At 71.3% G+C, this 25,932-nt stretch carries 27 protein-coding genes and 2 pseudogenes; 11 read left to right on the top strand and 18 right to left on the bottom strand.

The window, feature by feature from the left end; genetic code table 11:
- Window positions 1-68 precede the first annotated feature (68 nt).
- A complete protein-coding gene (locus ACI2L1_RS24020) occupies window positions 69-1,142 on the top strand; it encodes a CopD family protein (protein WP_404741400.1) in 1,074 nt (357 codons plus the stop codon).
- A gap of 11 nt (window positions 1,143-1,153) precedes the next feature.
- Here ACI2L1_RS24020 and ACI2L1_RS24015 read toward each other — a convergent pair whose 3' ends face one another.
- The 4 genes and pseudogenes from ACI2L1_RS24015 to ACI2L1_RS24000 form a co-directional block, all read right to left on the bottom strand.
- A complete protein-coding gene (locus ACI2L1_RS24015) occupies window positions 1,154-2,197 on the bottom strand; it encodes a zinc-dependent alcohol dehydrogenase family protein (RefSeq protein ID WP_404741399.1) in 1,044 nt (347 codons plus the stop codon).
- Window positions 2,198-2,233: 36 nt separating this feature from the next.
- Complete coding sequence (locus ACI2L1_RS24010) at window positions 2,234-2,935, bottom strand: lysoplasmalogenase (protein WP_404741398.1); 702 nt, start codon at window positions 2,933-2,935, stop codon at window positions 2,234-2,236.
- A pseudogene (locus ACI2L1_RS24005) lies at window positions 2,932-3,799 on the bottom strand (sterol desaturase family protein). The gene ACI2L1_RS24010 and the pseudogene ACI2L1_RS24005 overlap by 4 nt, the downstream one beginning before the upstream one ends.
- Window positions 3,800-3,993: 194 nt before the next feature.
- Window positions 3,994-4,701, bottom strand: coding sequence for a VIT family protein (locus ACI2L1_RS24000; protein WP_404741439.1), 708 nt, complete (start codon window positions 4,699-4,701; stop codon window positions 3,994-3,996).
- 103 nt (window positions 4,702-4,804) lie between these two features.
- Between ACI2L1_RS24000 and ACI2L1_RS23995 the strand changes: the two genes are divergently transcribed.
- The 3 genes from ACI2L1_RS23995 (at window position 4,805) to ACI2L1_RS23985 (ending at window position 6,984) form a co-directional block, all read left to right on the top strand.
- On the top strand, window positions 4,805-5,788 hold the full coding sequence (locus ACI2L1_RS23995; RefSeq protein ID WP_404741397.1) for a DEDDh family exonuclease: 984 nt from the start codon (window positions 4,805-4,807) through the stop codon (window positions 5,786-5,788).
- Window positions 5,789-5,904: 116 nt separating this feature from the next.
- Complete coding sequence (locus ACI2L1_RS23990; RefSeq protein WP_079083468.1) at window positions 5,905-6,138, top strand: hypothetical protein; 234 nt, start codon at window positions 5,905-5,907, stop codon at window positions 6,136-6,138.
- Window positions 6,139-6,186: 48 nt separating this feature from the next.
- Window positions 6,187-6,984 (top strand): SURF1 family protein, encoded by a 798-nt coding sequence (locus ACI2L1_RS23985; protein ID WP_404741396.1) that lies wholly within the window; start codon window positions 6,187-6,189, stop codon window positions 6,982-6,984.
- 3 nt (window positions 6,985-6,987) lie between these two features.
- Here the strand turns inward: ACI2L1_RS23985 and ACI2L1_RS23980 are convergent, their stop codons facing one another.
- The 4 genes and pseudogenes from ACI2L1_RS23980 to ACI2L1_RS23965 form a co-directional block, all read right to left on the bottom strand.
- Window positions 6,988-7,929 (bottom strand): hypothetical protein, encoded by a 942-nt coding sequence (locus tag ACI2L1_RS23980; protein WP_404741395.1) that lies wholly within the window; start codon window positions 7,927-7,929, stop codon window positions 6,988-6,990.
- Window positions 7,930-8,034: 105 nt separating this feature from the next.
- Window positions 8,035-8,223 carry a YbdD/YjiX family protein gene (locus ACI2L1_RS23975; protein ID WP_404741438.1) on the bottom strand — a complete coding sequence of 63 codons (189 nt, stop codon included), beginning with the start codon at window positions 8,221-8,223 and terminating at the stop codon, window positions 8,035-8,037.
- A gap of 8 nt (window positions 8,224-8,231) precedes the next feature.
- A pseudogene (locus ACI2L1_RS23970) lies at window positions 8,232-10,332 on the bottom strand (carbon starvation CstA family protein).
- Between the two features lie 98 nt (window positions 10,333-10,430).
- Complete coding sequence (locus tag ACI2L1_RS23965) at window positions 10,431-10,646, bottom strand: DUF3311 domain-containing protein (RefSeq protein WP_404741394.1); 216 nt, start codon at window positions 10,644-10,646, stop codon at window positions 10,431-10,433.
- 202 nt (window positions 10,647-10,848) lie between these two features.
- On the opposite strand from ACI2L1_RS23965, the gene ACI2L1_RS23960 reads away from it, so the two are divergent.
- From ACI2L1_RS23960 to ACI2L1_RS23940, 5 genes are read left to right on the top strand one after another with little or no spacing between them, the layout of a single operon-like run.
- On the top strand, window positions 10,849-12,381 hold the full coding sequence (locus ACI2L1_RS23960; protein ID WP_404741393.1) for a sodium:solute symporter: 1,533 nt from the start codon (window positions 10,849-10,851) through the stop codon (window positions 12,379-12,381).
- Window positions 12,378-12,938, top strand: coding sequence for a sigma-70 family RNA polymerase sigma factor (locus tag ACI2L1_RS23955; RefSeq protein WP_404741392.1), 561 nt, complete (start codon window positions 12,378-12,380; stop codon window positions 12,936-12,938). Before ACI2L1_RS23960 ends, ACI2L1_RS23955 begins: the two co-directional genes overlap by 4 nt.
- On the top strand, window positions 12,935-13,234 hold the full coding sequence (locus tag ACI2L1_RS23950) for a hypothetical protein (RefSeq protein WP_404741391.1): 300 nt from the start codon (window positions 12,935-12,937) through the stop codon (window positions 13,232-13,234). The genes ACI2L1_RS23955 and ACI2L1_RS23950 overlap by 4 nt, the downstream gene beginning before the upstream one ends.
- Window positions 13,235-13,267: 33 nt before the next feature.
- Complete coding sequence (locus ACI2L1_RS23945; RefSeq protein ID WP_404741390.1) at window positions 13,268-15,085, top strand: glycoside hydrolase family 15 protein; 1,818 nt, start codon at window positions 13,268-13,270, stop codon at window positions 15,083-15,085.
- Between the two features lie 5 nt (window positions 15,086-15,090).
- On the top strand, window positions 15,091-15,846 hold the full coding sequence (locus tag ACI2L1_RS23940; RefSeq protein WP_404741389.1) for an SDR family oxidoreductase: 756 nt from the start codon (window positions 15,091-15,093) through the stop codon (window positions 15,844-15,846).
- 10 nt (window positions 15,847-15,856) lie between these two features.
- Here the strand turns inward: ACI2L1_RS23940 and amaP are convergent, their stop codons facing one another.
- From amaP to ACI2L1_RS23915, 5 genes are read right to left on the bottom strand one after another with little or no spacing between them, the layout of a single operon-like run.
- Entirely contained in the window at window positions 15,857-16,435 is a 579-nt protein-coding gene (gene amaP / locus ACI2L1_RS23935; protein WP_404741388.1) for an alkaline shock response membrane anchor protein AmaP, read from the bottom strand.
- A gap of 6 nt (window positions 16,436-16,441) precedes the next feature.
- Complete coding sequence (locus ACI2L1_RS23930; RefSeq protein WP_404741387.1) at window positions 16,442-17,125, bottom strand: DUF6286 domain-containing protein; 684 nt, start codon at window positions 17,123-17,125, stop codon at window positions 16,442-16,444.
- Entirely contained in the window at window positions 17,122-17,520 is a 399-nt protein-coding gene (locus tag ACI2L1_RS23925; RefSeq protein ID WP_404741386.1) for a hypothetical protein, read from the bottom strand. Before ACI2L1_RS23925 ends, ACI2L1_RS23930 begins: the two co-directional genes overlap by 4 nt.
- On the bottom strand, window positions 17,517-17,711 hold the full coding sequence (locus ACI2L1_RS23920; RefSeq protein WP_404741385.1) for a hypothetical protein: 195 nt from the start codon (window positions 17,709-17,711) through the stop codon (window positions 17,517-17,519). Before ACI2L1_RS23920 ends, ACI2L1_RS23925 begins: the two co-directional genes overlap by 4 nt.
- A gap of 38 nt (window positions 17,712-17,749) precedes the next feature.
- A complete protein-coding gene (locus ACI2L1_RS23915; protein ID WP_404741384.1) occupies window positions 17,750-18,214 on the bottom strand; it encodes an Asp23/Gls24 family envelope stress response protein in 465 nt (154 codons plus the stop codon).
- A gap of 86 nt (window positions 18,215-18,300) precedes the next feature.
- Here ACI2L1_RS23915 and ACI2L1_RS23910 point away from each other — a divergent pair, with 86 nt between their 5' ends.
- A complete protein-coding gene (locus tag ACI2L1_RS23910) occupies window positions 18,301-19,014 on the top strand; it encodes a nucleopolyhedrovirus P10 family protein (protein ID WP_404741383.1) in 714 nt (237 codons plus the stop codon).
- Between the two features lie 5 nt (window positions 19,015-19,019).
- On the opposite strand, the gene ACI2L1_RS23905 is transcribed toward ACI2L1_RS23910, so the two are convergent.
- The 3 genes from ACI2L1_RS23905 to ACI2L1_RS23895 all read right to left on the bottom strand — a co-directional run bounded on the left by ACI2L1_RS23905 (window position 19,020) and on the right by ACI2L1_RS23895 (window position 22,121).
- Window positions 19,020-19,832, bottom strand: a complete 813-nt coding sequence (locus ACI2L1_RS23905) for an enoyl-CoA hydratase/isomerase family protein (RefSeq protein WP_404741382.1) — start codon at window positions 19,830-19,832, stop codon at window positions 19,020-19,022.
- 116 nt (window positions 19,833-19,948) lie between these two features.
- On the bottom strand, window positions 19,949-20,170 hold the full coding sequence (locus ACI2L1_RS23900; RefSeq protein WP_004002281.1) for a helix-turn-helix domain-containing protein: 222 nt from the start codon (window positions 20,168-20,170) through the stop codon (window positions 19,949-19,951).
- Window positions 20,171-20,522: 352 nt separating this feature from the next.
- The gene (locus ACI2L1_RS23895) at window positions 20,523-22,121 is read right to left on the bottom strand and encodes an ABC-F family ATP-binding cassette domain-containing protein (RefSeq protein WP_404741381.1); all 1,599 of its coding nucleotides are present in this window, start codon (window positions 22,119-22,121) and stop codon (window positions 20,523-20,525) included.
- Between the two features lie 379 nt (window positions 22,122-22,500).
- On the opposite strand from ACI2L1_RS23895, the gene ACI2L1_RS23890 reads away from it, so the two are divergent.
- Complete coding sequence (locus ACI2L1_RS23890; protein WP_404741380.1) at window positions 22,501-22,914, top strand: VOC family protein; 414 nt, start codon at window positions 22,501-22,503, stop codon at window positions 22,912-22,914.
- A 1-nt stretch (window position 22,915) separates the two neighbouring features.
- Here the strand turns inward: ACI2L1_RS23890 and ACI2L1_RS23885 are convergent, their stop codons facing one another.
- On the bottom strand, window positions 22,916-24,313 hold the full coding sequence (locus ACI2L1_RS23885; RefSeq protein WP_404741379.1) for a hypothetical protein: 1,398 nt from the start codon (window positions 24,311-24,313) through the stop codon (window positions 22,916-22,918).
- Window positions 24,314-24,481: 168 nt separating this feature from the next.
- Window positions 24,482-25,660 carry an alpha/beta hydrolase gene (locus ACI2L1_RS23880; RefSeq protein ID WP_404741378.1) on the bottom strand — a complete coding sequence of 393 codons (1,179 nt, stop codon included), beginning with the start codon at window positions 25,658-25,660 and terminating at the stop codon, window positions 24,482-24,484.
- Window positions 25,661-25,932: the final 272 nt, after the last annotated feature.

Genomic DNA, 25,932 nt, shown 5'->3' with positions numbered 1-25,932 from the left:
GGAATGCCGTACCGCCACTTGTTTCGCTGCACTTGCCCCGTTCTGTCCGTGCTGGTGAGGATCGTGAGGTGACCTTGATAAGACCCACCGCCGGGGTGACCGATGCGAGCGGGCCCGCGCGGCGCCCGGGCGTCGGCCGGGCGGTCGCCGTTCTCGTCCTGGTGGTACTGGCCGTACTGATACCCCTGTTCGGACCGTCAGCCGCGCTGCACGGCACCGGGGAGGCCGCCGCGCCCGGTGCCGGCGGGGTGGCCCTGCTGCGGGCGGTGCTGTTCGCGGCACTGTGCGTGCCGCTGGGCGAGCTGTTCGTGGGCCGACTGGCCCGCGCCCTGCCCGGTGCCGCTCCCGGTGTGCTCGGCGGCCACCCGCCCCTGCCTCGTTCCTGGGCGCCGTACGCTGCCGCCGCCGGTTTCGTCGCCGCGCTGGGTCTCGCGTCCGTCGTGGCGACCGGCAATCTGGTGCCGCACGGCCTCTCCGAGATCGACGTCGGCGGCCTGTACGCCTCCCGGGACGGCAAGTTGGCGCTTCTGGAGGTCAACGCCTTCCTCGTGGCCGGTCTGTGTGCGCGCTCGGATCGCCCGGCCGTCCAGGCGTGGCCCCTGGCCGCCGTGATCGTGGCGGAGGCCCTGCGCGCCCATCCCACGACCGAGCACAGTCCGCTGATCGGCTCCGGGTTGACGCTGGTTCACCTGACGTGCGCGGCGCTGTGGGTGGGTGGGCTGCTGTATGTGCTGCGGACGCTGCGCCGCTGGGGTGCGATGGAGCCGGTTTCTGTGGAGTCGGGTCCCACCGGGCCCGGAGCCGCCGGGCCGGGCGGGGCACTGCTCGGGCTCTACGCGCGCGTGGCGGCCGTACTGCTCGCCGCCATCACCGCGACCGGCGTGTGGAGTTCCCTGCGCCGGATGCCGCCCGGCACGGTCCTCGGTCAACTGACGGACACGGCCTACGGGCGCACGCTGCTTGCCAAGGTTCTTCTTGTGGCCGTGGTCGCGGCGCTCGCCCTGTGGGCCAGGTTCCGGCTGCGCCGCGCTCCCGACCCGCTGGCCGCCTGCGTCCCCGCGCGGGCGGAGGTCGTCGCCCTGGGGCTGGTGGTCGTGGTGTCGGGGCTGCTGACGGCGCTGCCGCTGCCGATCCATTGGTGAAGCCGTGAGCGCTAGTTGGTGACGAGCACCTTGAGGGCGGTGCGTTCGTCCATCGCCTTGTAACCGGCGGGCACGCCCTCCAGATCGACGGTCATGTCGAAGACCGGTGAGGCGTCGACGGTGCCGTCCAGGACGTCGGGCAGCAGCTCGGGGATGTAGGCGCGGACCGGAGCGACTCCGCCGCGCAGGGCGATGTTCCGGTCGAACATGACGCCGAGGTCGACGCCGGTGTCGCTCCCGTGCGGCACGCCCACGAAGCCGATGGCGCCGCCGTCACGGGTGATGCTGATCGCCGTACGCATGGACTGTTCGGTACCGACGGCCTCGACGACGGCGTGCGCGCCCTGGCCGCGGGTGAGTTCGCGGACAGCCTCGACGGCCGCGTCCCCGCGCTCGGCGACGACGTCGGTGGCACCGAAGCGGCGCGCGATGTCGGTGCGGGCCTGGTGGCGGCCCAGCGCGATGATCCGCTCGGCGCCAAGTCGCCTGGCGGCGAGCACGGCGCACAGGCCGACGGCTCCGTCGCCGACGACGGCGACCGTGGCGCCCGGGCGGGCTCCCGCGCCCAGGGCGGCGTGGTGACCGGTGCCCAGGACGTCGGACAGGGTCAGCAGGGAGGACAGCAGGTGGCCGTCGGAGGCCGCCTCCTTGGGCAGCCGTACGAGGGTGCCGTCGGCGTAGGGAACGCGCACGGCCTCACCCTGGCCGCCGTCATGGCCGACGGAACCCCAGAAGCCGCCTTGCTCGCAGGAGGTGGTCAGGCCCTCGCGGCAGTAGTCGCAGACGCCGTCGGACCACATGAAGGGCGCGACGACGAGGTCGCCACGCCTGAGGGTGCTCACCTCGGAGCCGGTCTCCTCCACGACCCCGAGGAACTCGTGCCCGATCCGCTGCCCCGGCTGCCTTGCCGCCTCGCCCCGGTAGGCCCACAGGTCGCTGCCGCAGATACAGGCCCGCAGCACCCGGAGCACGGCGTCGGTGGGCAGTTGCACGACCGGCTCGGGCACGTCCTCGACGCGCATGTCGAACGGGGCGTGGATGGTGGTGGCGCGCATGTCGAGGGTCCTTCTCGTGCGAGGTCGTGACGGCGCTCAGGGGGTGGTCGAGCGCATCTCACCGTACGTCGCCATCGGCCCCGGGCGCGCTTCGAGGGCTCGTAGTGCGCCGCTGACCAGCAGCAACTGCGCGGCAATATAAGTGAGCATGATCCAGAGGTCGGGCCGCGGGAGCTGGGGCCAGTCGGCGACGCCGGTCGCGATGAGGGTGTCCGAGAGCAGGAAGAGCGCACCGCCGAGCCCTGCGACGGGGCCGAGCCGGGCGGCCGACCCGCACGCCATGGCCATGAGGAGCGCGCTGTAGCCGACGACAGGCAGGCGCAGTTCGGCGGGCAGGTCCGGCCACAGCGCCACGACGGTCACGACGAGCGCGGTGCCGTAGGCGGGCGCGAGGAGAGCCACGCGTGCGCGTGGGCTGCCGTACGCCCTGAAGAGCGCGAGGTAGCAGACGTGCCCCGCGGCGAAGGAGGTCATGCCCGCGAGGAAGGCGGGGTCGGCGTCGGACAGGAGCAGGACGTCTCCGCCCCAGCCGCAGAGGAGCGCGGCGACGAGTGGCCGGGGTGCGCCGGACGCGATGGCGTACGCGGCAAGGAGGGGCATCAGCAGGGTCTTGGCGACGGTGTGCCCGAAGGCGGAGCCGACGGCCAGGGAGACGAGGTCGGCGGCCGCGGCGAGGGCGAAGGCCGCGAGGAGCGCGTGGCGGGTGCGACGGTTGCCGTAGGGACTCCGGGCGCTCACGCGGGCACGGTCTCCTCGGCCGGCTCGGGCACGGGCGCCGGCGCCCAGCCCGGTCCCCGGAAGACCCGTCCCGCCCGCTCGCGCCAGCTCCGCGCCCTCTTGATGTCCTTGACAATGGCGGTGTACTCGTGGGTGGCCACCTTGATCGGGTTGAACGTGTTGATGTTCTTCGTCAACCCATAGACAGGCCGTACGGTCTCGGCGACGAACGAGCCGAAGAGCCGGTCCCACACGATGAGGATCCCGCCGAAGTTGCGGTCCAGATAGCCGCCCTGGGAGGCGTGGTGGACCCGATGGTGGGACGGGGTGTTGAACAGGAACTCGAACCAGCGGGGCATCTTGTCGATGCGCTCGGTGTGGATCCAGAACTGGTAGACGAGGTTCGCGGAGGAACAGAAGGCGAGGGCGGCCGGGTGGACACCGGCGGCGACGAGGGGAACGTAGAACGGCCAGACCGTCAGGGACGTCCAGGGCTGGCGCAGCGCGGTGGTGAGGTTGAACTTCCGGCTGGAGTGGTGCACGACATGGCAGGCCCACAGGATGCGGATGACGTGGTGGCCGCGGTGCGACCAGTAGTAGAAGAAGTCCTGCGCGAGCAGCATCAGGGGGAGCGTCCACCACAGGACGGGGACGCGGAGGGGGGTGAGTTCGTGGATCGCCGTGTAGATCGCGACGATCGGGATCTTCCAGAGGAAGTCGAACAAGAGGCTGCCGAGCCCCATGCCGAGGCTGGTGGCGGCGTCCTTCGTCTCGTAGCCGGCCGCGTCCTCATCGGGATGCAACCGGACGCTGATCATCTTCTATGACGGTGAGCAGTACGAAGGCGGGTATGGACCAGACCACGACGTCGGGGAGGTTCGGCATGTGTGCACCGTAGAACCGCCGGTCAGGCGCGGCTAGACGTTGTTACCCACAAGTATTAACGGTGGTACGCGCTTGCTTCTTGGCGATCTCCGCCAATGGGTGGTCAGTGGGCGGTCCTACGATGCGGAAGCAGTGGGGGGGAGGTCGGCACTCGCGCCGCGGCCGGACGCGGGCATGGGGTGCCGGATCGCACCCTAGTTGACTGATCCCAACAACACCCCCACCCCATAAGTAACCCCCATGGCCAACAACCCACCCCCCACATTCCGCACCACCGCCCGCCCAGGCTCCGCCGCCCCCAACCGCGCACTGCTCCACCCCGTGAGCACCAGCGCCCCCATCACCGACACCACGGTCACCGGCACCCGCCACCCCGCACCCGGCAACACAATGGCCAGCAACGGCAGCAGCGCCCCCGCCGTGAACGCCAGGAAGCTCGCCCAGGCCGCGTGCCACGGGTTCGTCAGGTCGTCCGGGTCGATGCCGAGCTCCACGCGCGCGTGTGCCCGCAGTGCGTCACGAGCCGTCAGCTGCTCCGCCGCCTCCCGCGCCACGTCACGCGACAGCCCGCGTTCCTCCAGCAGCTCCGTGAGTTCCTCCAGCTCTGCCTCCGGCTGTTCCTTCAACTCCCGCTTCTCCAGGGCCAGCGCGGCCTTCTCCGAGTCCCGCTGGGTCGAGACGGAGACGTACTCCCCCGCGGCCATGGACATCGAGCCGGCCAGCAGACCCGCCAGACCCGCCGTCAGCAAGGCCGAGCGGTCGCTCGTCGCGCCGGCCACGCCGACCACCAGACCCGCGGTCGAGACGATGCCGTCGTTCGCGCCCAGGACGGCCGCCCGCAGCCAGTTGAGGCGGGCGCCGAGCGCTCCGCCGTGCGCCTCGTCGTGCGCCGGTTCACTCACACCCTCGTCGGTCACCTCCGGAGGATCGCACCCCGGCCGCCACGCGCCCAGTACTGACGCCGCCGTGAGGGACTGTCAGTCGCGGCCCGTATCCTCAGGGACCATGCTCGAAGACCAGACGACCGCAGCGTCCTCCCCCACAGCGTGGCCGATCGCGTATCCGCAGGGATACGCGGTCGTCGACGTGGAGACCACCGGCCTGGCCCGGGACGACCGGATAATCTCCGCCGCCGTGTACCGGCTGGACGCGCGCGGTGAGGTCGAGGACCACTGGTACACGCTGGTCAATCCGGAGCGCGACCCCGGCCCGGTGTGGATCCACGGTCTGACGAGCGAAACCCTCGACGGCGCACCGCTCTTCCAGGACATCGCCGAGGAGTTCTCGGCACGTCTCGACGGCCGGGTGCTCGTCGCGCACAACGCCGTCTTCGACTGGCAGATGATCGCCCGCGAGTACGCGCGCGCGAAGCGTGAGGCGCCGGTGCGTCAACGGCTGTGCACCATCGCCCTGTCCAAGGAGCTCGCCCTGCCGCTGCCCAACCACAAGCTGGAGTCGCTGGCGGCCCACTTCGGTGTCGTACAGCAGCGGGCGCATCATGCCCTCGACGACGCGCGCGTGCTCGCGGAGGCGTTCCGGCCGAGCCTGCGGGCCGCGGCTGCGCGAAGCGTACGGCTGCCGCTGCACGAGTGCCGGCCGCTGACCGAGTGGACGGACCATGCGGTGCCCCGGCAGTCGGCGAGCTACGGCAGCTATCGGCCGACCAGTTGGCGGCCCGCCCGCAAGCGGCCCGCCTGTCCGTATCCGAACCCCGGGCGGTACGAGGACGGGAGGCCTCTCAAGCAGGGCATGCGGATCGCGTTCTCCGGGGACACCTCGATCGAGCGCGACCTCCTGGAGGACCGCGCGGTCGAGGCCGGGCTGCATGTAGCCACCAGCATCTCCCGGCTGACCAGCCTGCTCGTCACGAACGACCCAGACTCGGGCACGTCCAAGGTGGTCAAGGCCCGGCAGTTCGGCACCCCGGTCGTCGACGAGGCGGCCTTCGGGCAGCTCCTCAGCAACGTGGAACCAGCGTCGGAGGGATGACCGTACGGAACGGGTGACGGCCGGCGGAACGGCGGCTGCCGACGGACGGGTGATTGTCGTACGACTCGCCCGGCTCCGTCTCGCCCGGGCGGCGGCGACGGCTCACCCTGTGGCGCATGGCGACTTGCGAAGTTTGCGGCAATAACTACGGCATGACCTTCGAGGTGCACGCGCAGGGCGCGGTGCATGTCTTCGACTGCTTCTCCTGTGCGATCCACCGGATGGCGCCGATCTGCGAGCACTGTCGTGTGCAGATCATCGGGCAGGGTGTGGAGGTCGAGGGCCACTGGTTCTGCGGTGCGCACTGTGCCCGCGCGGAGGGGAAGGTGGGCATCGTCGACCGCGTCTGAACCACCCCTGCCCAAGGCACCCCACGACCTGAGAGGTACGGTCGTGGGGTGTACCGCTTCCTGTTGTCCCGGCAGTGGGTGATCCTCTCGCTGGTCTCCCTGCTTCTCATCCCCACGATGATCAGGCTGGGCATCTGGCAGATGCACCGCTACGAGGAGCGCACCGCACGCAACCAACTGGTGACCGACGCGCTGAACGCGAAGCCGGTGCCGGTGGAGGAGATGACCGCGCCCGGGCACACGGTCACCACGCACGACCGGTACCGCAAGGTGACCGCCAAGGGGCACTTCGACACCGCCGACGAGGTCGTCGTCCGGCGCCGCACCAACTCGGACGACGAGGTCGGCTACCACGTGCTGACCCCCTTCGTCCTCGACGACGGCAAGGTGCTGCTGGTCAACCGAGGGTGGATCCCCTCGGACGGTCCGAGCCAGACGGCGTTCCCGAAGATCCCCGCTCCCCCGAAGGGTGAGATCACGGTCACCGGGCGGCTGATGCCCGACGAGACGACCGCGGCGAGCGGCATCAAGAACCTCAAGGGGCTGCCGGACCGGCAGGTCATGCTGATCAACAGCGAGCAGGAGGCGAAGCGGCTGGGCGCCACGGTGCTCGGCGGCTACATCGCGCAGACTGCGCCCGAGCCGAAGGGCGACAGCCCGGAGCTGATCGGCGGCGACCCCGGCAAGGAGGACGCCGCACTGAACTACGCCTACGCCATCCAGTGGTGGCTGTTCTCGGTCGGCGTGCCGATCGGGTGGGTGGTCCTGGTGCGGCGGGAGCTGCGCGACCGCCGGGAGAAGGCGGAGAAGGAAGCCACGACGGAGGCGGAACCGGCGACGGTGTGACCCTCAGCCTTCGGGACGGTCCCGCCAGTAGAGGAACGTGCGTTCCGGTTCGGGCAGCAGGTCCCACGGGTGCGGGGTCATATGGCGGCCGATACGGCGGAACACGGGTGCCGCGTCGGCCGGGCGGTGGGTGCGGACCAGGGCGAAGGCGAGGATGTTGAGGTCGGTGACGGCCTCGGCGTGCGGGGCGGCGGCGGTGTGGAACCAGCGGGCCAGGGCCCCGTCGACCTCCTCGTCGGCCCGAGCTTCGTGCCAGTAGCTGTCGGCGCCGAGTGGCATCTGCCGCTGTCGATGGGCGACGAGTTCGACACGGGCCGCCACGGGGAGCAGGGCGAGCGGTGATCCGTACGGGGCGGGGGCGGCGGCCTGCCGGGCGAAGTCCGTCATGTCGTTGACCGTGCCGTGTCCGCGCGGCGACAGATAGCGCAGCAGCCGGTGGTAGGCGCCCCGGTGCCACGGGGCACGGGTGACGGCCTCGGTCCACACGGTCACGGCGTCCCGGGTCGGCACGGCGACGGAGTGCATCAGCCCCAGGAGGGCAAGCCAGGGCGTCGGATCCTCGGGGCATGCCTCGGCGGCACGCAGACAGGCACGCTCCGCGTCCTGGACGGCGGTCCCCCGCTCCGCCGACCCCCGCCGGTACCGCACGCACCGAACACAGGCCCACAACACCAGCGCGTCCCCGTCACCGGGCCGTTCGGCGATCCACCGCTCACACACGGCGGCCGGCAGCTGATCCGCGAGTACGGACATCCGGTGCCACCGGCGGTCCCAGTCCCTCCCCGTGTCTTGCAGCAGCTCGGCGACCGGCTGCCAGAGGGGGCGGGTACGGCCGGCGCCGAGACCGTGCAGCTGAGGGGTCGGGCGGAGCTCGGTCAGTGTCCTGTGCAGCGCGTCGTCGTCGAGGGCGGGGCGGAGCAGCGGGGCGGTGCGGCGTCTGAGCATCTCGGTCCCGGGGTGAGTCACAGCGGTGGGTGGGTCGCGAAAGCGGGAGTCGCAAAGGTGCGCGGGGTGGGCGGTACGCCCACCCCGCGATCCGCAGCAGCGGCGTCAGCAGCACCGTCCCTGCGGATGGTCCTCCCGGTGCCGGGTGCGCAGCACCTGGTACTCCCGCCGGGTCGGCACCGGCGCGAGCGGATGGTGGCGCAGATGCCGCTCGCAGTAGCGGTCGTATTCCGCCTCCCCGGTCAGCTCCCGCAGGTACCAGCGGACGGCCCGCCCCCACCGCCGTACGGTCATGGTCGCGGTCACGAGCGGACTCCGACGGGCTCCTCACCGGCCTGCTCGGGCACGTCGATGCGCGACTCGACGTACGGTGCCTCGGTCGTCGCGGGCACCCCCGCCCCCCGGACAGCCCGCACACACACCACCCCCGCGTTGACGATCACCACCGCGACCAGCACCAGGAACACCGCGATCAGCACCCCGTCGACCGTGGAGTTGGTGACCACGGTGTGCATGTCGGCAGGCGTCTTGGCGGGCGCGAGCACCTGGCCCGCGTCGATGCCGTCGGCGTACTTGGTCCGCTGGGCGAAGAACCCGACGCGCGGGTCGTCGGAGAAGATCTTCTGCCAGCCCGCGGTGAACGTGATGGCGACCACCCAGGCCAGCGGAACCCCGGTCACCCAGGCCCACCGCAGCCGCCCGGACTTGACGAGGACCGTGGTGCAGACGGCCAGCGCGATCGCGGCCAGCAACTGGTTCGCGATACCGAAGAGCGGGAAGAGCTGGTTGATTCCGCCCAGCGGGTCGGTGGCACCGGTGTAGAGGAAGTAGCCCCAGGCCGCCACCACGAGTCCGCTGCACAGCCAGATGCCCGGCTTCCAGTTGACCCGGCCGACCGGCTTCCACACGTTGCCGAGCATGTCCTGGAGCATGAAGCGGCCGACACGCGTGCCCGCGTCCACCGTCGTCAGAATGAACAGCGCCTCGAACATGATCGCGAAGTGGTACCAGAAGGCCTTCATGGCCGTACCGCCGAACACCCCGGAGAAGATCTCCGACATGCCCACCGCGAGGGTCGGGGCGCCTCCGGAGCGGGCGATCAGCGACTGTTCCTCGACCGCACTTGGCGGCCTGGGTCAGCTGGTCGGGCGTGATGGTGAAGCCGAGGCCTGCCACCGCATGCGACGCCGATTCCGCCGTGGCGCCCAGCAGTCCCGCCGGTGCGTTCATCGCGTAGTACAGGCCCGGTTCCAGGGTCGCAGCCGCGATCAGCGCCATGATCGCGACGAACGACTCCATCAGCATGGCGCCGTAGCCGATGAGACGGACCTGCGACTCCTTCTGGATCAGCTTCGGCGTCGTACCGGAGGAGACCAGGGCGTGGAAGCCGGACAGGGCGCCACAGGCGATGGTGATGAACAGGAAGGGGAACAGGGAGCCCGCGAACACCGGCCCGGCGCCCGAGGTGGCGAAGTCGCTCACCGCGTCCGCGCGCAGCACCGGGGCGGCGACCACGACGCCCACCGCGAGCAGCGCGATGGTGCCGATCTTCATGAAGGTGGAGAGGTAGTCGCGCGGGGCGAGGAGCATCCAGACCGGCAGGACGGAGGCGACGAAGCCGTAGCCGATCAGGCAGAAGACGAGGGTCGTGGGGCTGAGGGTGAAGGTGGACGCCAGTGAGGAGTTCTGCACCCAGCTGCCGCCGACGATCGCGAGGAGCAGCAGGGCGACACCGATGAGGCTGGTCTCGACGACCCGGCCGGGGCGGATGCGGTGCAGCCAGAAGCCCATGAACAGGGCGATCGGGATGGTCATCGCCACGGAGAAGGTGCCCCACGGGGAGTGGGCGAGGGCGTTGACCACGACCAGGGCCAGCACACCCAGCAGGATGATCATGATGGCGAAGACCGCGACCAGCGCCGCCGCTCCGCCCGCCCTGCCGATCTCGTCACGGGCCATCTGCCCGAGCGACTTGCCGTCCCGCCGCATCGACAGGAACAGCACGACCATGTCCTGCACCGCGCCCGCGAAGATCACGCCGGCGACGATCCACAGGGTGCCGGGGAGGTATCCCATCTGGGCCGCGAGGACCGGGCCGACCAACGGTCCGGCGCCCGCGATCGCCGCGAAGTGGTGGCCGAGGAGCACCCGCTTGTCGGTGGGGTGGAAGTCGACGCCGTCTTCGAGGCGTTCGGCCGGGGTGGCCCGGCGGTCGTCCGGTTTCAGGACGCGACGGGCGATGAAACGGGAGTAGAAGCGGTAGGCGATGGCGTACGAACCGAGCGCGGCGACGACCAGCCAGACCGCGGAGATCTTCTCGCCACGGGCCAGCGCGAGCACGCCCCAGGCGACCGCGCCGAGCAGTGCGACGACGGCCCACAGAAGGATCGACCGAGGTGACATACGTGATTTTTCAGGCGCCTCAAGGGCAGGCTGAAGAGCGGTTTCGGGCATGGCGGCTCCTCACCGGAAACGGTGGAACGGGACAGGAACAGAGAGACTCAGCGGCGATGTCGGTCCGACAGCGCATACGCGGCGAGCAGGCAGAGGCCGCACCCCGGCACCCAGACGAGCTGGTACCAGTAGAAGAACGGCGTGCCCACCAGGCGCGGCTCCGCACCGGCGTACATCGGGACCCACAGCAGCCCCGCGGCGGGTGCGAGAAGCAGTACGGCGATCGCGACGCGCCGTAGCCGGTGATGACCGGTCCGTGCCATGACCTGCGCTCCTCTCCCCATCGCTGTCGGTCTGTGCAAGAGTTGCCCACCCGTCGCAGTCGGTTGACAGCGAATGTCGAGAAGGTTTCCCGCCGGTGCCCTGTCCTCCGAACCGGCCGCCCGCGCAACTCTTGCGCGAGGGTCCAGCCACACCTGCGGGCGCACCTCGGGCACACCTGCGGGCACACCAAGGACGGTGACCATGGCCGACAGCGCCATGACCGCGACGTTCCTCGCCGTGATCGGCGGGGCGTCGCTGCTCGCCGTGACCGCGCGCCGGCTGCGCCCGAGCGACCGGCTGCCGTCCCTGGAGGGCTGGGCGCTGGCCGACCGCAGCCTCGGCCCGGTGTGGACCTGGCTGCTGCTCGGCGGCACGATCTTCACCGCGTACACCTTCACCGCCGTACCGGGACTGGCGTACGGCAACGGCGCCGCCGCCTTCTTCGCGGTGCCGTACACGGTGATCGTCTGCCCGATCGCCTTCGTGCTGCTCAGCCGCCTCGGCGAGGTGGCCCGCAGGCACGACTACATCACCGCCGCCGACTTCGTGCGCGGCCGCTACGGTTCACCGGCGCTGGCCCTGGTGGTCGCGCTGACCGGGATCCTGGCGACGATGCCGTATCTGGCGCTCCAACTGCTCGGGATACGGGCGGTGCTGACCGCCGGGGGCGTGTATCCGCGGGGTGCGAGCGGTGACCTGGTGATGGTGGCGCTGTTCACGGGGCTCGCGGTGGCCACCTATCGGCACGGGCTGCGGGCGCCCACCGTGATCTCCGCGCTCAAGGCGGTCGCCGTCTTCGTCTCGCTCACCGCCGTGACTTGGCTGGTTCTGGAGCGGCTCGGCGGTCCGGGCGCGGTGTTCGACGGGGCGGCCGAACGCCTGGGCGGCCCGGCCCTCCTCCTCTCCCCCGAGCAGCAGCCCGCCTACGCCACCCTCGCCCTCGGTTCCGCCCTCGCGCTGCTGATGTACCCGCACGTCCTGACCGCCGCTTTCGCCGCCGACAGCCCGCACACCCTGCGCAAGGTCGCCGTGGCCCTGCCCGCCTGGACGGGGCTGCTCGCGCTCTTCGGGTTCCTCGGCATCGCGGCGCTCGCGGCCGGGGTACGGGCGCCGGAGGGCGGCGCCGAGACCGCCGTACCGATGCTGGTGGACCGGCTGATGCCGGGACCACTGGCCGGGCTGGTGTTCGGCGCGATCACCGTGGGGGCACTGGTCCCGGCCGCCGTGATGTCGATCGCGGCCGCCACCAGTTTCGTCCGCAACGTGTACGTCGAGTACGTGCACCCGACGGCCACACCCAAGCGGCAGGTGCGCATAGCCAAGGCGGTGTCGCTGACGGCGAAGGTGGGCGCGGTGGCGTTCGTGTTCGGTCTGCGCGACCAGGACGCCGTCAATCTCCAGCTGCTCGGCGGGGTCTGGATCCTGCAGATCTTCCCGGCCGTGGCCGTGGGCCTGTTCACCGGACGGCTGCATCCGCGGGCGCTGCTCGCGGGGTGGGGCGTGGGCATGCTGGCCGGCACCTTCCTCGTCGTCCATGAGGGGTTCTCGTCGATCGGTGCGGGACCCTTCCAGATCTACGCCGGTCTCGTCGCTCTCCTGCTCAACCTGACCGTCGCCCTGGCCGGAACCGCGGCCCTCGAACGGCTCGGCGTCCCGCGCGGCGCCGACCTGACCGACCTACCGTCGCGCCTGACCGTCAGGCGGCGCCCCGAGACGGGAGCGAACAACCCGTGAGACAGCATGTGAGACCCGGCACCGCCGTACCCGTCCCGCTCGCCCCCGCGGCGACCGACCCGGCCGAGCTGGAGCGCGAGGCCGGTGTGGCCCGGCTGTTCGAGCTGCACTACGCCTCGATGCTCCGCCTCGCCGTGCTGCTCGGCGCCGACGACCCGGAGAACGTGGTCGCCGAGGCCTACTACCAGATCTACCGGAAGTGGCGGCGCCTGAGGGACACCGAGGCGGCGGAGGCCTATCTGCGCTCCACGGTCTGCAATCTGACCCGGATGCGGATACGGCACCTCCAGGTAGCCCGCAAGCACGTCGAGGCACCGCCCATCGAACTTGTCGCCTCCGCCGAGAGCACCGCACTCCTCCACGACGACCAGCGCGTCCTCATCGACGCACTCCAGCAGCTGCCCGCCCGGCAGCGCGAGGCGCTGGTGCTCAGGCACTGGCTCGGACTGAAGGAGAGCGAGATCGCCTCGGCGATGGGCATCTCCTGCGGCTCCGTCAAGACCCACACGGCACGCGGCCTCGCCGCCCTGACCCAGGCGATGGAGGCCCGGCGATGACGCACCGAGACGCGACTCCCTCGCACGACGCGAGTCCGGACCGCACCGAGCGGGAACTCCAGGAGGCCCTGGCCGCGCTGGCCGGCGGCGTGCACGCGGCCCCCGACGCCTATCGCACGGCACGCGGCGAGTGGCTGCGCCGGGAACGCCGCCGCCGGCTCGTCCTGGCCGTCCTCATCGCCGTCGTGTTCGCGCTGGCGACACTGATCGGCCTGTGGGTGCTCAACCAGACTCCGGCCCACCCGGGGGTGATCTTCTCCGGCACGGCCGCGTCACTCCCCCGGCCCCACCCCTGATTGCCCCCGCGACCAGCCGGGAACCCGCACTCCGTGCACCCCCGAACCCCTCCGGCTAGCCGGACCCCTCGTATCGAGGACTACGCCCTCATCGGCGACGAACAGACCGCCGCCCTGGTCGGCATGGACGGCTCCGTGGACTGGCTGTGCCTGCCCCGCTTCGACTCGGCGGCCTGCTTCGCCAGGCTGCTCGGCGACGAGGAGAACGGCCACTGGCGGATCGCTCCGAAGAACGCGGACCGATGTACGAGGCGCGGCTACCGCCCGGGCACTCTCGTCCTGGACACCGAGTGGGAGACCGACGAGGGCGCGGTGCGGGTCACCGACCTGATGCCGCAGCGCGATGTCGCGCCCGACCTCGTACGCGTCGTGGAGGGGCTCCGCGGCCGGGTCACCGTGCGCAGCACGCTCCGCCTGCGCTTCGAGTACGGCTCGGTCGTGCCGTGGGTGCGCAGGTCGGACGGGCAGCGGGTGGCCGTGGCGGGGCCCGACTCGACGTGGCTGCGCAGCGAGCCCCCGGTGCACACCTGGGGCGAACTCTTCGGAACACACTCGGAGTTCACCGTCGAGAAGGGCGAGAAGGTCGCGTTCGTCCTCACCTGGCACCCCTCGCACGAGCCGCGCCCCCCGCTGACCGACCCCTTCGAGGCGCTGGAGAGCAGCGTGGCCGACTGGCAGGCGTGGGCGGCGCGTTGCCGCTACGACGGCCCGCACCGGGACGCGGTGGTCCGTTCCCTGATCACCCTGAAGGCGCTCACCTACCGGCCGACCGGCGGCATCGTGGCCGCGGCCACCACCTCGCTGCCGGAGGAGATGGGCGGGGTGCGCAACTGGGACTACCGCTACTGCTGGCTGCGCGACTCCACACTCACCCTGGGCGCCCTGGTGCAGTGCGGTTATCTGGAGGAGGCCGAGGCCTGGCGGAACTGGCTGCTGCGCGCGGTCGCCGGCGACCCGGCGGACCTCCAGATCATGTACGGCGTCGCGGGCGAGCGCCGGCTGCCGGAGTTCGAGCTGCCGTGGCTGTCCGGTTTCGGCGGCTCCCAGCCCGTACGCATCGGCAACGAAGCCGTGAAACAGCTCCAGTTGGACGTGTACGGCGAGGTCATGGACTCGCTGTCGCTGGCCAGACGGGCGGGCCTGCCCCCGAAACCGCACATGTGGTCCCTGCAGAGCGTCCTGCTGGACTTCCTCCGGTCCTCCTGGCGGCAGCCGGACGAGGGGTTGTGGGAGGTGCGCGGCGGCCGGCGCGACTTCGTCCACTCGAAGGTCATGGTGTGGGTCGCGGCCGACCGCGCCGTGCGCGCCCTGGAGGCCTTCCCTGATCTGAACGGCGACCTGGACGGCTGGCGCGCGCTGCGAGACGAGGTGCACGGCGAGGTCTGCGAGAAGGGCTACGACCCCGAACGCAACACCTTCACCCAGTACTACGGCTCAAGCGAACTCGACGCGTCCCTGCTGCTGATCCCCCGCGTCGGCTTTCTGCCGCCCGACGACCCCCGTGTCGTCGGCACCATCGACGCGGTCCGCGCGGAGCTCGACCACGGCGGTCTCGTACGGCGGTACAGCGCCGAGGAGACGCCGGTGGACGGGCTGCCGGGCGGCGAGGGCACGTTCCTGGTGTGCTCGTTCTGGCTCGCCGACGCGCTGCACATGACGGGCCGTACGAAGGAGGCGCGGGACCTCTTCGAACGGCTGCTGGGGCTGACCAACGACGTGGGCCTGCTGTCCGAGGAGTACGACCCCGTGGCCCACGCCCAGCTCGGCAACTTCCCGCAGGCGTTCAGTCACATCGGGCTCGTCAACACCGCCCTCACGCTGTTCGGGGCCTCGGGCGAGAAGGCAGGATAGGGGCCATGGATCTTGGACTGAAGGACCGTGTGTACGTCGTCACCGGAGCGACCCGCGGGCTCGGCAACGCGGTCGCGCGTTCGCTGGTCGCGGACGGAGCGAAGGTCGTGGTGACCGGGCGGGAGGAGAAGACGGCGGTCGCCGCGGCGGCGGAGTTGGGGCCGAACGCGGTGGGGGTGGCCGTCGACAACGCAGATCCGTCGGCGGCGGAGCGGCTGATCGGTGCCGCGCGGGAGAATTTCGGTGGCTTCGACGGCGTGTTGATCAGTGTGGGCGGCCCCGCGCCCGGCTTTGTCGCCGACAACACGGACGAGCAGTGGCAGTCCGCGTTCGAGTCGGTGTTCCTCGGGGCCGTCCGGTTGGCTCGGGCGGCTGCGGCGGAGCTGGAGGACGGGGGTGTCATCGGGTTCGTGCTGTCGGCGTCGGTGCACGAGCCGATTCCGGGACTGACCATTTCGAACGGGCTACGGCCCGGTCTCGCCGGGTTCGCGAAGTCGCTCTCCGACGAACTGGGGCCTCGGGGGATTCGGGTGGTGGGGTTGCTGCCGTCCCGTATTGACACGGATCGCGTGCGCGAGCTGGACGGGATGTCGGCTGATCCTGAAGCCACTCGGGCCGCCAATGAGTCTCGGATTCCGCTGCGGCGGTATGGGACGGCTGAGGAATTCGGGCGGGTTGCGGCGTTCTTGTTGTCGCCGGCTGCTTCCTATCTGACCGGGGTTATGTTGCCGGTTGATGGGGGCATGAGGCACGGGTTCTGAGCCGGCTTTCTTAACTGACCCTTTCTGCCTTGTGCTTGACGGCAGTCATGCGGACCTCGGCCGGCAGTGAGTCGAGGCCCGCCGAGTTGCGGGCGTGGGTCAGGGACTCCGTCGTCAGGTCGTTCAGGGTTGTCCCCGGGTCCACGTGCGGTTCCAGGTGGAGGCGTACGTGGGTCTCCGGGGCGTCGGGGCGGCCGGTGAGGCCCACCTGGGCTCGGTGCACGCCGTCCAACCGGCCCGCGTCGCCTGCCAGTACGGCCTCCAGGGCGCGGCCCCTCAGGAGCGCGCCCTCGTCGTCGCCCGTGTCGACGCGTACCTCGGTGAGCCTGCGTCGGCGGAGAACCGCCGTCAGCCACCACAGGGTCAGGAGCACCACGAGAGCCAGCGCGGCGATGACCGTCGGCCACCACCAGCCCTCGCCGTCCCAGCGGGTGCGCTCCGCGTCGCTCAGCAGGACGTCGTGCTTGCCGTCGTGGATCCACCAGGACGGGGGGGTGAGGCCGAGGCCCACCGCGAGTACCGAGCCGCCGACGACCAGCAGCACCAGCCCCACCAGGCCGATCAGTACACGGTTGACGGTCCTGAGCATCGTGCCTCACCCCTTCTTCCTGGTTGTCCGCGCCACGTGCACCGAGAGGGCGGGGGGCCGGGCGAGGCCCAGTGCCCCGATGGCCTCGGCGAGGGTCACGTCCAGGTCGGCGCGTACGTCGTCGAGTTCACGGAAGTGGGAGACCGCGCGGACGTCGGCCTTCCTCCGGCTCATCCGTACGCGTACGGACTGGACGCCGGCGACCTCCATCGCCCGGTCGCGCAGCACCATCGCGGCCGCGTCCCGGTGGAGTCCGGCGCGGACATCGGTGTGGGTGCGGCGCATCGGGAGAACGGCGCGCAGGCCCGGGGTGGCGGCCAGGAGGATCAGCCACAGTCCCAGAGCCGCGGCGACACCCGCGCCGACCAGGACCCAGGTGTCGTCCAGGGGGCGTTCGGCGAGCTGCCGGGAGAGTTCACGGCGCCAGTGCATGGCGGAGCGATTGGCTCGGACGGCTGCGATGTCGTAGAGGAAGAAGCCCGCGACGAGCAGGAGCAGCACGGCGACGATGGCCGCCGGGACCCTGCGCGCAGACCAGAATCGGCGTTCGCCGCCCGCCCCGCCCTTCAGGACGGGTGGTGGTCCGTACGCGGCCGCCGACGCGGACTGGTCGCGCTGGTCCGGGTCCGGTGCCCGCTCGATGACCGGCAGTCGTTGTGTGGTGCCTTCGGAGCCCTGGGGCTCGCTCATCGCGTCCTCCCCTGTGCCACGCCCTGCGCCTGTGCCGGATGCAGCCGCTCCACCTGGACGGCGACCTCCGACACCTCCATGCCCACCAACGCGACTACCCGCTCGACCACTCGATGACGCACCGCGCGGCAACGCGCGCCGATGTCGCACGGGTAGTCGAGTTCGAGGTGCATACGGATCCGGGCGAGACTGTGGTGCACGACAACGGTGGCGTAGGGGCGTGCGGCATCGGCCGGGAGTTCGCCCAGCGCCTCTCGGGCCGCCCGCCCGGCGATCTTCGCGACCACCCGGTCGGCGATCCTCGTCGCGCCGCGTTCACCGGGCGGGACGGCGGCGGCGGTCAGGGGTCTGCGGGGCTCGTCCGCCTCACCGGCCGCACTGCTCATGGACGTCACCGCCGCCGGTCACGCCGGTCGTCACGGCTGCGGAAGAAGTCGCCAAACTCCAGGTCCCCCTCCAGGAACCGGCCGGCGACGAAGCCGATGGCGCCCAGCGCCGCCACCAGCAGGAAGGCGCCGAACCCGCCGAAATACCCGGCGAACCCCAGCGCCATGCCGGCGATCATGCCGACCACGGCCATGCTCATCGTGCGCTCCCTAAACGTCCCCTCAAGGCGGGGTCTGGCTACTGGATCCGGGGCTCCGGCTCCTCGTCCTCTTCATCGGGCAGCTTCACATCGCTCACCGCGATGTTGACCTCGACGACTTCGAGGCCGGTCATGCGTTCCACTGCGGCGACGACGTTCTCCCGTACGGCCTTGGCCACGTCGGCGATCGAGACGCCGTAGTCGACGACGATCTCCAGGTCGAGCGCGGTCTGCACCTCGCCGACCTCCGCCTTGACGCCGCGCGTCACTGACTTGGATCCGCCGGGCAACCGGTCGCGCGCGGCCCCGAAGGTCCGGCTCAGCCCACTGCCCATCGCGTGCACACCGAGAACGTCCCGCGCCGCCATCCCGGCGATCTTCTCCACGACCCCGTCCGCGATCGTGGTCCGCCCACGGCTCGCCGGGTCCCCACCGCCGCGCTTGGTGGTCTTGCGCGGCTGCACGGACGTCTCCACCTCGGGGCTCTGCGTCATGTCGCTCATCGCCGTCGTCCCTTCCGCTTGTCTTCCTTTGACCACCGTAAGTGCGGTTGCGCGATCTCGCTCCGGAGATGCGGCAGGCTGGAGGAATGACGGCGGAACAGTGGGCGCGAACAGTGAAGCACCAGCTGGGACTGGGCAGGCTGCTGCCCCTGGGCGGACCGCGCGACGGCGCGTGGATCTCCGAGGAGGCGGCTCGGGCGGTGCTGCGGACCGCCGTGCAGGATCTGCGAGACGTACGGCTGGGCCATATGCGCATCGGCCTCGCCGATCCGGAGGACACGCACGAGCCCGCCGTGCCTCCGCCGCCGAGCGCGCTGCCGCCCGGCCCGCTGCGGCTCACGGCGGAGTTCGAGGCCACGCCCGCGGAGCCGCTGCAGGTGACGGCGGAACGGCTGCGCACGGCGCTCGCCCGGGCGGTGGCGGAACTGCTGGGCGTTGAGCTCGCCGAGGTGGACCTGCGGGTGACGGCCCTCCTCGACGAGGACGCGGAGCCGTCTCCCGTACGACGGCCGGAACCGCCGCGTGCGGTGGCGGCGGACCCGGGTGACGAAACCGTCGCGGCAGACGCGGCCCTGGCGGTGCCCGGTGTGGTCCAGCTGACCGGACTGCTGGGGCGGCCGGTGCACATCGAAGCGCGGGAGACCGGAGAGGGCTCCCTTCCGCGCCGCCATGTCCGTGTCGAACTGGCGGTGGGCACGGACCACCGGGCGCTGGACGTGGCCCGGGAGGTCCGCGCCGCCGTGGGAGGGGCGCTGACGGATCGGCCGACGGTGGCGGTGTTGGTCACAGCCACCCTCTAGCCGAACTATTCGCCGACGCCGGCCAGGTCGCGCAGCCGTCGCGTCTGGGCCGCCCGCTCGGCGCCGCGCTGCTCGTCGTAGGTACGGTCCTGGGCGCCCCGCAGGAGTGCCTTGGTCTCGATGACCGCGTCGCGGGGGGCGGACAGCAGCGCGGCCGCCAGGTCGTTCACGGCGCCGTCGAGCTGGTCGAGCGGTACGGCGATGTTGGCGAGACCGGTGGTCACGGCCTCCTCGGCCGTGACGAAGCGCCCGGTGGCGCAGATCTCCAGCGCCCGGGCGTATCCGACGAGGCCCACCAGGGGGTGGGTGCCGGTGAGGTCCGGAACCAGGCCCAGGCTGGTCTCGCGCATGGCGAACTGCACATCGTCGGCGACGACGCGCAGATCACAGGCGAGGGCCAGCTGGAAGCCCGCTCCGACGGCATGCCCCTGCACGGCGGCGATGGACACGACGTCACTGCGCCGCCACCAGGTGAAGCCCTGCTGGAACTCCGCGATGGCGGCGTCGAGTTCGGCGTCACCACTGCGGGCGAGGTCGATGAACGACGGCTCGCCCTCGATCCCCTCCGGCGTGAACATCTGCCGGTCGAGCCCGGCGGAGAAGGACTTGCCTTCGCCACGCAGCACCACGACACGGACGGAGCCCGGCACCAGCCGACCCGCCTCGGCGAGCGCACGCCACAGAGCGGGGCTCTGCGCGTTGCGCTTGGCCGGGTTGGTCAGCGTCACCGTGGCGAGGGTGTCCTCGACGGTGAGCCGTACGCCGTCCTTGTCGAGCAAGGGAACGAGTTCCTGGCCATCCTGGCTGGACGAAGCCATGGGGCGCCTCCGATGTGTGCGGTCAGCAGAGCGAAGCTAAGTGACTGCACAGTAACCACCCGGCCGGTCAGTCGACCGACCGGGTGGCCACCATCGAAGACGAGGGGCCGCCCGGTTCAGGACGAAGCGGCCTTCTTGCCCCGCGTCGCTCCGCCACGCCCACGAAGCGTGACGCCCGATTCGCTGAGCATCCGGTGTACGAAGCCATACGAGCGGCCGGTTTCCTCGGCCAGCGCCCGAATGCTCGCACCGGAGTCGTACTTCTTCTTCAGGTCTGCCGCGAGCTTGTCGCGCGCGGCGCCGGTTACCCGGCTGCCCTTCTTCAGAGTCTCGGCCACCCGTGCCTCCTCATGGGAAGTGCGCTCTGGTCCCCTCATGATCACCCCTCCGGGCGTTCATGGCCACCCATTCGGCAAGGTCCGTAAGACATGGTTTTGACGACAGGAGCGAGTCCCCACATACGGAATCTGTGATTCCACCCAGGCGTGTTACTACCGCCGAACGGGTTCTTTTGCGAAGTGCCAGGTCAGAGACGTACGACGGCCGAGCCCTTGTCGACAAAGGACTCGGCCGCGAAATGGATGTAGGACACACTTCGGTACGAGGAGATCTCACACAGATGATGGATCACGGATCGGCCGAATGATCCATACGCCGTGGATCACGCTTTCGATCAAGCGGAGCTGACTCTCAGGCGAGAGCGACGAGATCCGCGTAGTCCGCGCCCCACAGGTCCTCGATGCCGTCCGGCAGCAGGATGATCCGCTCCGGCTGGAGCGCCTCGACCGCGCCCTCGTCGTGGGTCACCAGGATCACCGCGCCCTTGTAGGTGCTCAGCGCGCCGAGGATCTCCGCGCGGCTGGCCAGGTCGAGGTTGTTGGTGGGCTCGTCGAGAAGCAGGACGTTCGCCGACGAGACGACCAGGGTGGCCAGCGCCAGCCGGGTCTTCTCACCGCCGGAGAGGACCCCGGCCGGCTTGTCGACGTCGTCGCCCGAGAACAGGAAGGAGCCGAGCGTCTTGCGCACCTCGACGAGGTCGAGGTCGGGGGCCGCCGAGCGCATGTTCTCCAGGACCGTGCGCTCGGGGTCGAGGGTCTCGTGCTCCTGCGCGTAGTAGCCGAGCTTGAGGCCGTGACCGGGCACGACCGCGCCGGTGTCCGGCTGCTCGGTCCCGGCCAGCAGGCGCAGCAGAGTGGTCTTGCCCGCGCCGTTGAGGCCCAGGATGACCACGCGTGAGCCCTTGTCGATGGCCAGGTCGACGTCGGTGAAGATCTCCAGCGAGCCGTACGACTTCGACAGGCCCTCCGCCATCAGCGGGGTCTTCCCGCAGGGCGCGGGCTCGGGGAAGCGCAGCTTGGCGACCTTGTCCTGCCGGCGCACCGCGTCGAGGCCCGCGAGCAGCCGGTCGGCCCGCTTGGCCATGTTCTGCGCGGCGACCGTCTTGGTGGCCTTGGCGCGCATCTTGTCGGCCTGCGAGTGCAGGGCGGCGGCCTTCTTCTCGGCGTTCTGCCGCTCGCGCTTGCGGCGCTTCTCGTCGGCCTCGCGCTGCTGCTGGTAGAGCTTCCAGCCCATGTTGTAGACGTCGATCTGGGCGCGGTTGGCGTCCAGATAGAACACCTTGTTGACGACCGTCTCGACCAGGTCGGCGTCGTGGGAGATCACGATGAAGCCGCCGCGGTAGGTCTTGAGGTAGTCGCGCAGCCAGACGATCGAGTCGGCGTCGAGGTGGTTGGTCGGCTCGTCGAGGAGCAGGGTGTCGGCGTCGGAGAAGAGGATCCGGGCCAGTTCGATACGGCGGCGCTGACCACCGGAGAGGGTGTGCAGGGGCTGGCCCAGCACCCGGTCGGGGAGGTTCAGCGCGGCCGCGATGGTGGCGGCCTCGGCCTCGGCGGCGTACCCGCCCTTGGTGAGGAACTCCGTCTCCTGGCGCTCGTACTGCCTGAGCGCCTTGTCCCGGGTGGCGCCCGTGCCGTTGGCGATGCGCTGTTCGTTGTCGCGCATCTTCTTCAGCAGTACGTCGAGGCCGCGCGCGGAGAGGATGCGGTCGCGGGCGAGCACGTCGAGGTCGCCGGTGCGGGGGTCCTGGGGGAGGTAGCCGACCTCGCCGGAACGGGTGATCTGGCCCGCGGCGGGGATGCCCTCGCCCGCGAGGCACTTGGTGAGCGTGGTCTTCCCCGCGCCGTTGCGGCCGACCAGGCCGATGCGGTCGCCCTTGGCGACACGGAAGGTGGCGGACTCGATGAGGACTCGGGCGCCGGCGCGCAGCTCGATACCGGAGGCGGAGATCACGGACAGACTCCAGGGCGGGTTGGTGGCGGGATGGGCGGCTGAGGACGTTCCCGCCGTCTAATGCGCGAGGAGAATGGCCATGGGCCAAGTCTAACGGGGGCGTGCAAGCACTTTTTCTGGGTTCGGGTGTTCGATCGGTCTCCCTCGTTCGGGTCAGCGACCGGCTCCAGGGCCGCTGTGCCGGGCGGCGACGGCCTCGGTCTCCTCCTCGGCGTCGGGCCGGACCGATCCGGTCTCACCGACGGACGAAGGCCGATGGGGCGGTGCAACACGTTGCGGTGAGGGGCCGGGGCTCGGGGCGGGGGCCGTTGTCAGTGGTCGCTGCGAGACTGGTTCACGGATCGATTTCCGGCTTTTTGGTCACAAGGGAGTGATCGGCATGACGGGGACCAGCGGTGGGCGTCCGAGTATCTACCCGACGCTGCTGTACGCCGACGCGAAGGCGGCGGTCAAGCAGCTCACGGAGGCCTTCGGCTTCACCGAACTGGCGGTGTACGAGAACGAGGACGGCCTGGTGGCACACGCCGAGCTCGTGCAGGGCAACGGCGCGGTGATGCTCGGCTCGAAGGGCACCGGCAGCGCCTACGACAAGCTGATGAAGGACGCGGGAGCGACCGGGGTGTACGTCGTCGTGGACGACGTCGACGCACACCACCGACACGCCGTGGAGCACGGCGCGGAGATCCTGATGCCCCCGACGGACCAGGACTACGGCTCCCGGGACTACATGGCCCGGGACGCCGAGGGCAACATCTGGAGCTTCGGTACCTACGCGCCGGAGATACGCGCCTGACTCACCCTCCGGTGTGCACCTGGAAGGCGGCGCGGCGGACGGCCTTGGCGAGGGCCGGGTCGGGGTGGGCTGCGGCGAGGGCGACCAGGACCTGCACGGTGCGCGGATGGCCGACGGCCCGGACCTCGTCGAGGAGGGCGGGGACGGTCGGCTGGAGCGCGGACTCCAGGTGGCGGACCAGCATCGGGGCCTCGCCGTGGTCGGCGACGGCGGCCGCGGTGTCGACCCACAGCCAGGTGGCCTCCTCCCGGGTGAGGACCTCGTGGGCGTCCTCCGGGTCGATCCCGTCGTGCTCGGCCAGCCACAGCAGGGCGTACGGCCGCAGGGTGGGCTCGTCGGCCACGGAGCGCACGTCGGGCTCGGCGGGGGCGCCGACCACCCGCAGGGCCTCGAAGGCGAGGCCGCGCAGCAGGGCGTCGTCGCCGCGGGCGGCGCCGAGCAGATCAGTGACCGCGCTGCCGACGGGGCGGGCGGCGAGCCAGGCGCGGTACTCGGCGCGGGCCGCGTTGGGGCGGAGCTGGGCGCAGCCGCGGAGCATCTCGTCGGCGGCGACCTCGATGTTGCCTGCGGGGCTCTGCGCGGCGACGCAGATCTGCTCCAGCTTGACCCACACCGCCCAGCTGCCGAGCGGGGTGAGAGTGGCCTGGCCGTCGCCGTAGGTCAGGGCGCCGACAGAGGCGAGGGCGCGCAGGGCCCAGTCGAGGAGGGGGGCGAGGGGGGCGTCGGCCGCCTCGGGCTCCTGCGTGGGCTCTGGCTGGGGGCCGTAGGGGATCTCGCAGCGCTCGGTGCGAAGTTCGGTGACGCGCTGCTCCAGAAGGTCCAGGAGCTGCTCGACGGGGACGGGGCCGGCGGACAGCTGGAGGAAGGAGAGCACCTGGGGCATGGCCGAGACGACCTCGGCGACGGCGGCCGGCTCGCGGTCGGTGGGTTCCGGGGAGGCGAGCGACCAGGCGTCGAAGAGGGCGACCCAGCCGCGCAGTACGGCGCTGTCGTCGCGGTCCCAGGCACGCAGCCGCCAGCCTGGGCGGGCGTCCTCTCCGTGCACCTCGACGAGGCCGGCCAGGCGGGCGGTGTCCCAGTCGGCGCGGACCTGGGCCGGGGTCAGGCCGAGATCCTCGGCCGCGCGCCCGGCTGTCTCGTCGGAGAGGGTGCCCTTGCCGTCGGAGCCGGTGCCGTCCCTGCCGGGGCGGAGGGCGCTGTCGGCCCAGTGCGCGACGCGGGCGGCGTCGGCCAGGCCGGAGCGCGCCATTCTGGCCAGTTCCGCGGGGGCCGGTGTGCCCTCAGGCGGGCGCGGCGCGGGGCGGCGTGGGCGCCGTTGGTTCACTGCTGTGGGGGCGGCGGCCAGGGGTCGCGGGCGGACGAGTCGAAGCCTGGAGTCGCGCGGGATACGGGACGTCACGGGTGCAGTCTTCCGGTTGACGGTCCGAAAACCCAAACGGAATGTCACCACGGGCGACGAGGACGGCCAACGCCGGGCCCGCGTGGAGGGGCATACGCCGAGATCAGGCCAGTAGTACGGGCTTAAACGGAACGTGTGGCCCCCGGCCGGGAACAGGGCGGCGGGGTGTCACATCAGGGGGGTGAGAAAACGTCGGAGGGCCTCTTCGTAGGCGCTCGGGTCGGCGTTCCACATCGCCGCGTGGGGGGCCTGACGGACTGTGTGGAGGGCGATCCGGTCGGGGTGGGCGTCGGCGAGACGGAGGGAGAGGTCCCAGGGGGCGATCGTGTCGTCCGGGCCGTGGAAGATCAGGGTCGGGGGCGGGGGCCGGTCGGGGCCCATGTCGTCTTCGGGCCGGTCCGGGTGGTCGGCGTACGGGACCGTGCGGTCGGCGTACAGGCCGGAGTGGTCGCTGGGCAGGCCGGTGCGGCCCTGTGCCGCGCGCACCGCGAGCGGGAGGAGGACGCCGGGGGTGTGGCGGGCTGCGGCGAGGGCGCGCAGGGTCCGCTCCCAGCTGAGGACCGGGGAGTCCAGGACGAGTCCCTTGACGCGGTCGCGCAGGTCGGAGTGGGCGGCGGCGCGCAGGGCCATGGTGGCGCCGGTGGACCAGCCGTGCAGGACGACTTGGCGGGCGCCCTGGCCGACGGCGTGGTGGATCGCCGCGTCCAGGTCGCGCCACTCGGTCTCGCCGAAGTGGTTCAGGCCGTCGGGCGGGCGGGGGGCGCCTTCGTCGCCGCGGTGGGTGAGGGCGAGCACCGGGAAGCGGTTGCGGTGCAGGAACTCCATGAGGTTCATGGTGTGTTCGCGGGTCGTGCCGAGGCCGTGGACCGCGATGACCCAGGTGTCCCTTATGCCGGGGACGAACCAGGCGGGCAGGGGGCCGAGTTCGCCCGGGATGTCGACGTCGTCGTGGTCGAGGCCGAGGGCGGACTTCGGGTCGCCGACGTGGGCGTTCGGGGTGAGCCAGACCTTGTCGCCGGGGTGCAGGGTGCCGTGGGTGACCCGTTCCAGGCGGCGGACGACGGTGTCGGCGGAGTGGGGTTCCGCGGGGAGGACGTCGCCGACGACCGCGTGCGAGGCGTCGCCTGCGAGGCCGTACGTGCCGGGGCGGAGGGCGGCGAGGTCGCGGGTGAGGGTGATGCGGCCGGCGGCGGTGGCGTGCACGGTGAGCCGGGGTTCGCCGGGCAGGGGCTTGCCGGGCGGCGCCTTCAGGCCGGCGTCGCTTGCGATCCTCCCGGCGACGATTCCGGCTGCGCCGGCGGCCAGGGCTGCGGTGACGGCGGCGGCCGTCGCTTTGACAGTGCGCACGGTTTCCAGTGTCCTGGCGGACTTGGTTGGGGGCCAGTGGGCGGGGGCCTTCGGTGGGGGTGCCTGCGGCGGGCTGTGCGTGGGTGGGGGCGGGCGTTTTGCGCAGTTCCCCGCGCCCCTTATGTGCCTGCGGCGGCCTGTGCGGCTCCGGTGGGGGCGTGTGTAGCGCGTGCGGTTTGGTGGGTGGGTCGGGGCCGGGGTGGGGGGGGGGGGGGGGGGGGGCGGGGGGTGGTGTGGGTGGGCACTGGGGGGTTTAGGGAGCCCGCCCCCGC

The organism is Streptomyces sp. NPDC019531 (genome assembly GCF_044903305.1).
GTDB lineage: Bacteria > Actinomycetota > Actinomycetes > Streptomycetales > Streptomycetaceae > Streptomyces.
This window is presented reverse-complemented; position numbering and strand designations above follow the sequence as displayed.